Here is an 11057-nt window from a genome sequence, read left to right as displayed (position 1 = left end):
GGCCCGCGTCCTGGTCCCCGCTCCGGCCTGTCGGCCGGCCCGCGTCGCCGGCCAACGCCGGGCCCGGCGCCCGGCCTGCGTCGCGGACCGCCTGGCCTGCCGCCCGGGCCGCTGCACCGGCCGCGGTCCGTACGGCGCCTCGGGCCGACGCTTCACCCGCCTGGCGGCCTCAAGTGCGGCCTGCCGTCCCGTCCGTGTCGCCGGCCGACAGCGGCCTTGGCGGTCCGGCGGGCACCTCGGCCGGCGGCCGGGCGGCTGCGGGGGCAGGCCCTGGGGCCGGCTTCCGGCCTGTGTCACGGGCTGTCGCCCCGCCGGGAGGTCGGGCAGGGACTCGGGCCGATTCAGAGGCCGAAGGCGCGCCCGCTGCCGAACGCGGTACCGGAGCCGGAGGCCGGGCCGAGATCCCTGCTGCCGACGGCGGCATCGGCGCCGGGCGTGGTGCCGGGCCCGATCCGGAGGCGTCCCGGCCGTCGGGGGTCGGCGGCCGGGCCGCGTCCTCGGCCGACGCTTCACCCGTCTTCCGATCCCATGTGCGGCCTGCCGTCCCGTCCGTGTCGCCGGCCGACAGCGGGCCTGGTGGTCCGGCCGGTACCTCGGCCGGCGGCCGGGCGGCTGCGGGGGCAGGCCCTGGGGCCGGCTTCCGGCCTGTGTCACGGGCTGTCGCCCCGCCGGGAGGTCGGGCAGGGACTCGGGCCGATTCAGAGGCCGAAGGCGCGCCCGCTGCCGAACGCGGTACCGGAGCCGGAGGCCGGGCCGACGCCGGGCGTCGAGCCGGGCCCGATCGAGAGGTCTCCCGGCCGACGGCCCCGTCCGCGGCTGGGGCCGAATCCTGGCCTGGCGGACAGGACGCCTCCCGGGACGCTGCTTTGCCCGCTTCGCGGCCCCGAGTCCGGCCCGGGGTCCACGCCGTGCCGTCGGCCGACGGCAGCCCTGGTGGTCCGGCGGGTACCTCGGCCGGCTTCCGGCCGGCTGCCGGGGCCGACGCCTGGCCGCGCGCGGGCCGAGGCCAGGCCGGGGCCGTACCCGGCGCGCGAATTCAGTGACCGAGCGACTCAGTGAGGAATCCACCGTGACCGTGCTGACCGTGCCGCAGGGCTCCGCCGCGCCGACGGGCGAACCGTCCGCGGCCCTCCTGCCGACCCGCTACGACGACCAGTGGATCGGCGGCCGCTGGACGCCGTCCGACGCCGACAGCCGGCTGGTCGTCACCGATCCGAGCACCGAGCAGCCGCTGGCCACCGTGCCCGCGGGCACCGCCCGGGACGCCGATCTCGCCGTGCGCTCCGCCGCCGCGGCATTCCCCGCCTGGTCCGCCACACCCGTACGGGAGCGGGCCGCCATGCTGCGCCGCGTGGTCGAGGGACTGGAGCGCAACGCCGAGCGGTTCGCCGACGTCATCACCGCCGAGGTGGGCGCCCCCTCCCGGGTGTCGCTGCACACCCACGTCGGGCTGTCCGTCGGCATGGCGGCGCACTGCGTGGAGACCGCCGCCTCCTACGCCTTCGAGGAGCGCGTGGGCCACTCACTGGTCGTACGGGAGGCCGCCGGCGTCGCCGCTTGCATCACCCCCTGGAACACCCCGTTGCTCCTCACGGTGCAGAAGCTGCTGCCCGCGCTCGCGGCCGGCTGCACCGTCGTCCACAAGCCCAGCGAGCTGACGCCCCTGCACGCCCGGCTCCTCGCCGAGGTGTTCGCCGAGGCCGACCTGCCGCCCGGCATCGTCAACATGGCCGTCGGCACCGGCGACACCCTGGGCACCGCCCTCGTCACCCACCCGCTCGTCGACGTGGTGTCCCTCACCGGGTCCACCCGTGCGGGCCGCCAGGTGTCGGCCCTCGGCGCCGACGGCATCAAGCGCATCCACCTGGAGCTCGGCGGCAAGAACGCCAGCCTCGTCCTGGACGACGCCGACCTCGGCGCGGCCGTCGGCGCCACCGTCGACCAGGTGCTCTTCAACACGGGCCAGACATGCCTGCAATGGAGCCGGCTGCTGGTGCCCCGCGACCGCCAGGACGAGGCCGTGGAACTCGCCGGACAGGCCATGGACGGCTACGTCACCGGCGACCCCCGCGACCCCGCGACCGACCTCGGCCCGCTCGTGACCGCCGCCGCGCATGCCCGGGTGAACGACTACATCCGGCGCGGCACGTCGGAGGGCGCCCGCCTGGTACGCGGCGGACCCGGCCGCCCCGAGGGCCTGGACACCGGCTACTACGTCCGGCCCACGATCTTCGCCGACGTCGACCCGATGTCCACCCTCGGCCAGGAGGAGATCTTCGGGCCGGTGCTGTGCGTCATCCCGTACGACGACGAGGAGCAGGCGGTACGGATCGTCAACGGCACCCGCTACGGGCTGCACGGCGCGGTCTGGTCCGGCGACGACGCCCGGGCCGAGCGCGTGGCGCGGCGGTTCCGCACCGGCCTCGTCGACGTCAACGGCGGCCCCTTCAACCCCGCCGCACCCTTCGGCGGCTTCAAGCAGTCCGGGATCGGCCGGGAGTGCGGCACCGCCGGAGTCGAGGCGTTCCTGGAGACGAAGTCGATGCAGCTGCCCCAGGGGCCCGAGGGCCGGCTCGTCGGCCCGCGCCTGCGCGCCACCGCGCCGGCGACCGCCCAGACCCCGGAGAGGAACGACGGATGACCGCCCAGCACGCCGGCCGACCGCCCAGAGACACGCCGCCGCCGCTGTTCGCCGCCCTGGAGCGCTGGACCCGCGAGCGGCCCGGCGAACGCGCCGTCAGCGCCGAGGACGGCACCCTCACGTATGCGGCGCTGACCTCCCGTACCGCCGCCACCGCGTCCGCGCTCGCCTCCGCCGGCGTGCGACCCGGGACCGCCGTCGGGCTGCTCCTCGGCCGCTCCCGGGAGAGCGTGCCCGCACTCCTCGCCGTCTGGAGCCTCGGCGCCACCGCCGTACCGCTCGACGCCGGACACCCGGTCGAACGGCTCGGGACCGTCCTGCGGGACGCCGAGGTCTCCGTCCTGGTCGCCGCGGACACCCCCGAAGGACTCGACGTCGCCGGTGTCCGCACGATCGACCCGGCGGAGCTGCACGGCGCCCCGCCCGGCCCGCTCGACGTGGTCCTTCCGGAGCCCGGCACCAGCGCCTACGTCATCTACACCTCGGGAACCACGGGGCGGCCGAAGGGAGTCGAGGTCACCTACCGCGGCCTCGACACCTTCGTCGACGCCCTCGCGACCCTGGGCCTGCCGCCCGGCGGCCTCGGCCTCAACGCCGTCTCGCCCGCCTTCGACGGCTGGCTCTGGTGCACGCTGCTCTACCTCGTGCACGGCCAGGGAGTGTCCCTGGTGGACCTGTCCCTGGACGGGCTGCGCCGCGCCGAGGCCGACGGCCGCGAACCGCTGCCCGCCGGGCTGCGCACCGCGTCGCTGACCCCCTCCCTGCTGGCCGCCCACGGCGGCGGCCTGGACGAGGCCGAGGTCGTCGTCGTCGCCGGCGAGGCGTGCCCCGCGGCGCTCGCCGAACGCTTCGCCCGGGGACGGCGGTTGCTGAACGTGTACGGGCCGACGGAGACGACCATCGCGGCGACCTGGGCCGACAGTGAGCGGGGTGACGACGTGACCACCATCGGACGACCGCTGCCCGGCTACCGGGCGTACGTCCTGGACGACGACCTGATCCCGGTCGCCGCCGGCACGGAGGGGGAGCTCTACCTCGGCGGCCCCGCCGTGGCCCGCGGCTACCGCAACCGGCCCGGTCTGACCGCGGCCCGGTTCCTGCCCGACCCCTTCCAGGGCGGCGGCGCCCGGATGTACCGCACCGGCGACCTGGTCGTCCGCCGGGCCGGCGGCGAACTGGAGTACCGCGGCCGCCGCGACGACCAGGTGAAGATCCGCGGCCACCGCATCGAACTGGGCGAGGTGGAGCGGATCGCCGCCGAACTCCCCGAGGTCGTCGCCGCCGCCTGCTGCACCCTCGCCTCCGGCCAGGCCCTGGGACTCGCGGTCGTCGCGGCCCCCGGCACCGGCGCGCCCGAGGACCTCGCGGCCGCGGTCGCCGAACACTGCGGCAGACTCCTCCCGCAGGCCGCCGTCCCCGCCACCGTCCGCGTCGTCGACCGCATCCCCACCCTCACCACCGGCAAGGCCGACCGCGACGCGCTCGCCCGCCGGCTCGCCGCACCGGCGGGGGAGGCCGAACAGGCGGCCGCCACGGCCCGCGAGCGCGAGGTGATGGCCGTCTGGGCGGACGTCCTCGAACGCGACGTACCGGGACCGGACGCGGACTTCTTCGAACTGGGCGGCCACTCGCTCGCCGCCGCCCGCGTCGTCGCCGACCTGCGCCGGAACACCGGACTGCGCATCACGCTCGGGAAGCTGCTCACCCGGCCCACCGTCGCGGACGTCGCCGCCGAACTCGACCGGCTCGCCGCCGAGGCGGACGCGGCCGAAGCACACGTCCTGACCGCCGAGGGGGCCTGACGCCATGGGCACCTGGATCTCCACCTGGCCGTCCGGGCCGGACGAGGGGGACCTTCCGGCCCTCCTCTGCCTGCCGCCGGCCGGCGCGGGCTGCCAGCAGTTCCGCGCCTGGACACCGGCGCTCGCCGAAGTCGCCCAGGTCTACGGCGTCCAGCTGCCGGGCCGCGAGAACCGCTGGCGCGAGCCCATGCCGGAGACGTTCGACGAGGCCGTCGAGGCGATCGCCGCCGAACTGCGGCCGATCGTCGCCGCCGGCCGCCGGCTGGTCGTCTTCGGCCACAGCTTCGGCGGGCTGCTCGGCTACGAGGTCGCCCGCCGCGTCACGCCCGCCGCCCTCGTGGTCAGCGCCTGCCGGGCGCCCGGTCACTGGGACGGCGCCGGCCGCGGCATCGTCGACGACGACGAGGAACTGGACAAGCTCTTCGACACCGCCGGACTGGACCCCGCCTTCCTGGACGAGGACACCCGCTCGCTCATGGTCGCCATGCTGCGCAAGGACGCGCAGCTGTCCCTGAGTTACACCCACTCCCCGGGCGACCTGCTCCACGTCCCCGTGCACGCCTGGGGCGCCGACGGCGACGAGACCGTCACCGCGCAGGAGCTGGCCGGCTGGGCCGCGATCACCACGGCCGGCTTCCACGTCCACCGCGTCACGGGCGGCCACCACGCCGTGCTGCGCCGCCCCGAGACCGTACTCGAGCACCTGGCCGGACTGCTGCGGGAGGACGTGGCCGCACCGGCCCGCACCGCCTGACCTCAGGGCCTTGCGGCTGTCCGGCGGCGACACGCCGGACAGCCGCAACGCCCGCCACCCGATTCCGGAGGACGTCGTGCCCACCACCTACCAAGTCCTCGTCAACCACGAGGACCAGTACGCGCTGTACCCCGCGGCGCGCGAGCTGCCCGACGGCTGGACGCCGACCGGGTTCAGCGGCACCGAGGACGAGTGCGCCGCCCATGTGGACGCGCACTGGACCGACATGCGTCCCCGCAGCGTGCGCACGGCGGCAACCGCCCCCGCGGCGACGGGCGAAGGAGTCTGAGATGCACATCGACCTGCTCGACCCGGCCCCCTTCGGCCGCAACGACTTCTGGTCTGCGTTCACCTGGCTGCGCGCCAACTCGCCTGTCCACTGGCACCCCGAGCCCGGCGGCGACGACGGCTTCTGGGTGCTCAGCAAGCACCGCGACATCATGAGCGTCTACGCCGACAGCGACACCTTCAGCTCCGCGCAGGGCATGCGGCTCGGCAGCGATCCCGCCGCCGTCGCCGCCGTCACCCAGCGGATGCTGATCGTCTCCGACGCCCCCCACCACACGCGTCTCAAGCGGGCCCTGTACCAGGCGTTCGGACCCCAGCAGATGCCGAAGATGGAGGCCCTCGTCGAGACCGTCGTCGGGGAGCTGGTGGCCGAGGCCGCCGAGCAGGACGAACTGGACTTCATCGACCTCGCCAAGCAGCTCCCCAACCGGGTGGTCTGCGCCATGATGGGCATCCCGCGGGCCGACTGGTCGTGGATCGGGGCGCTCACCACCGACGCCTTCGACTCCCCGGACGAGAGCGTGCGCAGCAGCGCGCACTCCGAGATCTTCCTCTACTTCATCGAACTCCTCGGCGAGCGCCGGGCCCGCCCCGGTGACGACCTGGTGAGCCAGATCGCCCACGACACCCTCGTCGACGAGGGCGACGGCACCGAACGGCCGCTCAGCGACGAGGAGATCGTCTTCAACTGCAACGGCGTGCTGTCCGGCGCCAACGAGACCACCCGCTACTCCGCCGCAGGCGCGGTGCACATGTTCGCGCAGCTCCCCGAACAGTGGGACCTGCTGCGCGGCCTCGGCCCCGCCGGCATCGCCCCGGCCGTCGAGGAGATTCTGCGCTGGACCACGCCCGGGGTACACGCCCTGCGCACCGCCGTCCGCGACACCGAGATCGACGGGACGCCCATCGCCGCCGGCGACCGGGTCACGCTGTGGAACGTCTCCGCCAACCGCGACGAGGACGTCTTCACCGACCCGCACAGCTTCCGGGTCGACCGGCGCCCCAACCGGCATGTCGCCTTCGGCCACGGCCGCCACCTCTGCCTCGGAGCCCGGCTGGCCCGCTTCGAACTGGGCGCCCTGCTCACCGAGATGCTGGACCGGTTCGACGGCTTCGAACTGACCGGTCCCGCCCTGTTCAACTCGTCCAACTTCACCTGGGGGATCAGAAGTCTCCCGGTACGGCTGCTGCGCAGCCGAGCCTTCGCACAGGCAGAAAGGGCCGCGCTGTGACCACCGCACTGATCGACTTCAACCGGACCGCCACCGACTTCCCCGCCACCGGCTACGCCGAGCTGCTGGCCGAGCAGGCCGCCCGCACTCCGGGCGCTCCCGCCCTGGTCCAGGGCGACCGCTCCTGGACGTACGCGCAGCTGGAGGCCGAGACCAACCGGCTGGCCCACGCGCTGATCGCGCACGGCGCCGCACCCGGCGAGCGGATCGGGCTGTGCTACCCGCGCAGCGCGGACTACGTCATCGGCTCCCTCGCCATCCTCAAGTCGGGCGCCGCGATCGTCGCCCTCGACCCGGTCAACCCCGACGACCGGCTCGCCGCGATGATCGCCGACGCCGCGCCGCTGCTCGTCCTCACCCCGGCGGACGTCGCCGCCCGGATGCCCGAGGGCCTGGCCCTGGCCGAGGTGGCCACCGAGGGCCAGGGCCGGCCGGAGACGCCGACCGGCGTGGCCACCGGCCCGGACACGGTCAGCCACCTCATCTACACCTCCGGTTCCACCGGCACCCCGAAGGCCGTCCTGGAGCGACACGGCGCCCTGACCAACCTCGTCCACTGGACCGCCCGCGCCTACGGGGTGCGCCCCGGCGACCGCGCGTCCTGGATGTCCACACCCGGCTTCGCCGTACAGATCATGGAGTGGCTGCCGTACCTGCCGATGGGCGCGGCGATCCACATCCCCGAGGCCGGTCAGGCCCAGACCCCGGAGCAGATCCGCGACTGGCTCGCCGCCGAGCGGATCACGCACACCATGCTCGTCGCCGCACTCGCCGAACCGGTCTGGGGCCTCGACTGGCCGGCGGACACCGCGCTGCGCATCCTGGTGACCACGGCGGAGCGGGTGCACAGCTGGCCGCCCGTCGACACACCCTTCCGGGTCGTCATGACCTACGGCACCACCGAGACCACCAACGTCCTGACCTGCCTCGACCTCGGCGCCGGTGTCGACTTCACCAGCCAGGCCACCCCGGAGGAGATCCGCGCCACCCGCCAGGTCCCCGTCGGTGTGCCCATAGCCAACATGCGGGTGCACCTGCTGGACGAGCAGGACCGCCCGGTCGCCGACGGCGCGGTCGGCCGGCTCCATGTCTCCGGCGCCGGAGTCGCCGCCGGGTACCACGGCCGCCCCGAGCTGACCGGGGCCAAGTTCCGTACCGGCGTCGTCCCCGGTGACCCGCACCCGGTGCTCTACGACACCGGCGACCTCGCCCGGCGCCGCGAGGACGGGGCCGTCGAGCTGCTCGGCCGCTCCGACGCCCAGGTCAAGATCCGCGGCTTCCGCGTCGAACTCGGAGAGGTCGAGACCCACGTCGCCCGCCTCGACGGCGTCGCCGAGGCCGTCGTCGTCACCCACGAGCGCGGAGCGAACGACAAGCGGCTCGTCGCGTACGTCTCCGCCGACGGCGACGCGGCCCCGGACCCGGCCGGGATCCGGGCCGCCGTGGCCCGCACCCTGCCCTACTACATGGTCCCCGCCACCGTCGTCGTCCTGCCCACGCTGCCCCGCCTGCCCAACGGCAAGGTGGACCGGCGCAGCCTGCCCGAGCCGCCCGACACCCGCGAGACCGTGAGCGCCGGGTACGAACCCCCGCGCAACGAGATCGAGGACGGCCTGGTGCGCCTGTGGGCGGAGGCGTTCCGCACCGACGGCGTCGGCATCCACGACAACTTCTTCGAGCTCGGCGGCCACTCGCTGCTGGCGTTCCAGCTGATCGACGAGATCCGCCGCCGCTACGGCGTCGAACTCAGCCTCTCCGACCTGTCGTCCTGCCCGACCGTCGCCGAGCTGGGCGCCCTCATCGTCACCGAACGGACGGCGGGGCGCGGCGAGTTCGGCGGCCTGCCCGCGATCGTCCCCGACCCGGACGCCCGCTTCGAGCCCTTCCCGCTCACCGAGAGCCAGCAGGCCCTGTGGATCGGCCGGGGCGGACTGGTCGAACTCGGCAACGTCGGCTGCCACGGCTACTTCGAGTGGGAGAGCGAGAACCTCGACATCGCCCGCTTCGAGCACGCCTGGCGCCGGCTCGTCGAGCGTCACGACGCGCTGCGCACCCGCATCCTGCCGAACGGCACCCAGCAGGTGTACGCGGAGATCCCCGACTACGACATCCCGGTCACCGACCTCGGCGCACTGGACGAGACCTCGCGCGAGCAGGAACTGCTGGCCCTGCGGGAGAAGTTGTCGCACCAGGTGCTCGACGCCGACGGCTGGCCCCTGTTCGACGTGCGGATCAGCCTGCTCGGCGGCGGCCGCGCCCGCATCCACCTCTGCCTCGACTTCCTCGTGGCCGACGCCTGGAGCTACTTCCAGGTCCTGATCCCGGACCTGGTCACGTACTACACCGAGCCCGGCACCGACCTCGGGGAGACCATCCACCGGACAGCAACCGTCCCCCGGTCAGGCGCGGAACTGCCGCCGCTGGAGCTGACCTTCCGCGACTACGTGCTGGCCGTCGGCAACTCGCTGCGCGACAGCGAGCTCTACCGCCGCTCCGAGTGGTACTGGCGCGACCGCCTCGCCACCCTGCCGCCGGCCCCTCAGCTCCCCGAGCGTCCGGCGGACGCCCCCGAGCTGCCCGTCCGCTTCGCACGGCTCAGCCACGTCGTGCCCGCCGAGCTGTGGAACCGTATCCAGGAGCGGGCCGGCGACCGCAAGGTCACCGCGTCCGGCGTGCTCGCCGCCGCCTACGCCGAGGTCCTGGGCAACGCCAGTGGACAGGCCCGCTTCACGATCAACTTCCCCCTCTTCAACCGGCTTCCGCTGCACCCGCAGGTCAACTCACTGCTCGCGGACACCACGACCACCCTGCTGCTCGCCGTCGAACAGCAGGACACCACGTTCACGGGACGCGCCCAGGCCGTGCAGCGCCGCCTGTGGGCCGACCTGGAGCACCGCTACTTCAGCGGCGTCCAGGTGCTGCGCGAGCTGACCAAGCTGCGCGGCTCCCTCGCGCCCGCCATGCCCGTGGTCATGACGAGCCTCGCCGGCCACCCGCCGCAGTACGAGGAGACCGAACTGGGCGTACCGGTGTACGGGATCTCCCAGACCCCGCAGGTCTCGCTGGACTTCCAGGTCTTCGAGAAGGCCGGCGGCCTCACCTTCAACTGGGACCACCTGCCCGCCGTCTACCCCGACGGGCTCATCGAGTCGATGTTCCAGGAGTTCACCGAGCTGCTGGAGGCACTCGGCGAGGACGAGGTCTGGGAGCGCTTCTCGCCGCCGCCCGGCGACGAGAGCGCGGCCGCAGAGCCCGTCGAGGAGCGCGACACCGGCGACGCGTGGGAGCGGTACTGGGCCGGCATCGAACGCACCGGCCGCGGCGGCGACGTCATCTGGGACGCCGACAGCGGCGAGGAGTTCCAGTGGCTGCTCGGCCAGGCCCGCAAGCACTTCGGCAGCGACCTGCCGGTCATCGACCTCGGCTGCGGCAACGGCCGCTACAGCCGCGAACTCGCGCCGCACTACCCCCGCGTGGTGGGCGTGGACGTCTCCGCCAGCGCCATCGAGCACGCCGTCCGCGAGGCGCGGGCGGAGGGTGTGGCGAACGTCGAGTACCTCGCCGTCGACATGACCCACACCGAGCAGGCGGCCGCCCTGGGCGAGGGCCCGTACAACATCTTCGTCCGCGGTGTCTTCCACGTCCTCGACAGCGCCGCCAGGGCACGGCTCGCGACGGTCGCCGGCCGGCTGCTGGGCCCCGACGGGGTGCTGATCATCCACGAGCCCGACTACTCCAGCAACTCCTTCGGATACCTCGGCTTCGTCGGCGGCAAGCGCGGCCGGGCCGAGGACCTCGTCGGGCCGCTGGAGGCGGCCGGCGTACGCCACTCGAACCGCTTCACCCGTCCCGAACTCACCGCAGCCTTCCCGGCGGACGACTGGGAGATCCTGGACGACGAGGCGATCCAGCTGCACGCCATCGACCCGCAGTCGGACGCGGACGCGCTCCTGCTGCCGGGGTACTACGCGGTGCTGCGCCGCAGGCGTTGATGACGGCGGTCGCGCCGGCCGGGCGGACCGGGGACGTCCTGGCCGCCACCGGTGACGCACGGGGGCTGCTGACCCGTACGGAGCCGGACCGGGCCGGCGCCCTGCGCTCCGCCGCGGACCGGGGCGACTTCGTCGCCCGCACTCGTCAGGCTCCGCGCCGCCCGCCTGTCCGGCGGCCGGCGCGGAGCCTGACCCTCGTGCAGAGCCGCGGCAGGCCCCAGGGCGGGCCGCGCCTGACCCGGGCGCCCGGAGTCGGCGTGAGCCTCGCGCACACCCGGGGCCGGGCCGCGGCCGCCGCGTCCCACGGGCCGGTGCCCGACGAACGATCTCGGTGAAAGACTGAAAGAC

General features: G+C 74.5%; 7 protein-coding genes. All 7 read left to right on the top strand.

Annotated elements, in window-relative coordinates; all coding sequences use genetic code 11:
* The first annotated feature begins 1132 nt into the window (after window positions 1-1132).
* Genes HW130_RS21535 through HW130_RS21505 form a run of 7 tightly spaced genes read left to right on the top strand, consistent with a single transcriptional unit; the run spans window position 1133 to window position 11044 of the window.
* Window positions 1133-2641, top strand: a complete 1509-nt coding sequence (locus HW130_RS21535; protein ID WP_177151301.1) for an aldehyde dehydrogenase family protein — start codon at window positions 1133-1135, stop codon at window positions 2639-2641.
* Complete coding sequence (locus HW130_RS21530) at window positions 2638-4443, top strand: non-ribosomal peptide synthetase (RefSeq protein WP_177151289.1); 1806 nt, start codon at window positions 2638-2640, stop codon at window positions 4441-4443. The genes HW130_RS21535 and HW130_RS21530 overlap by 4 nt, the downstream gene beginning before the upstream one ends.
* A 4-nt stretch (window positions 4444-4447) precedes the next feature.
* Window positions 4448-5197, top strand: coding sequence for a thioesterase II family protein (locus tag HW130_RS21525; RefSeq protein ID WP_177151288.1), 750 nt, complete (start codon window positions 4448-4450; stop codon window positions 5195-5197).
* A 10-nt stretch (window positions 5198-5207) separates the two neighbouring features.
* On the top strand, window positions 5208-5486 hold the full coding sequence (locus HW130_RS21520) for an MbtH family NRPS accessory protein (RefSeq protein ID WP_309140513.1): 279 nt from the start codon (window positions 5208-5210) through the stop codon (window positions 5484-5486).
* 1 nt (window position 5487) lies between these two features.
* Window positions 5488-6717: a cytochrome P450 gene (locus HW130_RS21515; RefSeq protein ID WP_177151287.1), complete on the top strand. Its 1230-nt coding sequence runs from the start codon at window positions 5488-5490 to the stop codon at window positions 6715-6717.
* Window positions 6714-10709 carry a non-ribosomal peptide synthetase gene (locus tag HW130_RS21510; protein ID WP_177151286.1) on the top strand — a complete coding sequence of 1332 codons (3996 nt, stop codon included), beginning with the start codon at window positions 6714-6716 and terminating at the stop codon, window positions 10707-10709. The genes HW130_RS21515 and HW130_RS21510 overlap by 4 nt, the downstream gene beginning before the upstream one ends.
* Complete coding sequence (locus HW130_RS21505; protein ID WP_177151285.1) at window positions 10709-11044, top strand: hypothetical protein; 336 nt, start codon at window positions 10709-10711, stop codon at window positions 11042-11044. Before HW130_RS21510 ends, HW130_RS21505 begins: the two co-directional genes overlap by 1 nt.
* The last annotated feature ends 13 nt before the right edge of the window (window positions 11045-11057 follow it).

Source organism: Streptomyces sp. PKU-EA00015 (genome assembly GCF_013387495.1).
GTDB lineage: Bacteria > Actinomycetota > Actinomycetes > Streptomycetales > Streptomycetaceae > Streptomyces.
This window is presented reverse-complemented; position numbering and strand designations above follow the sequence as displayed.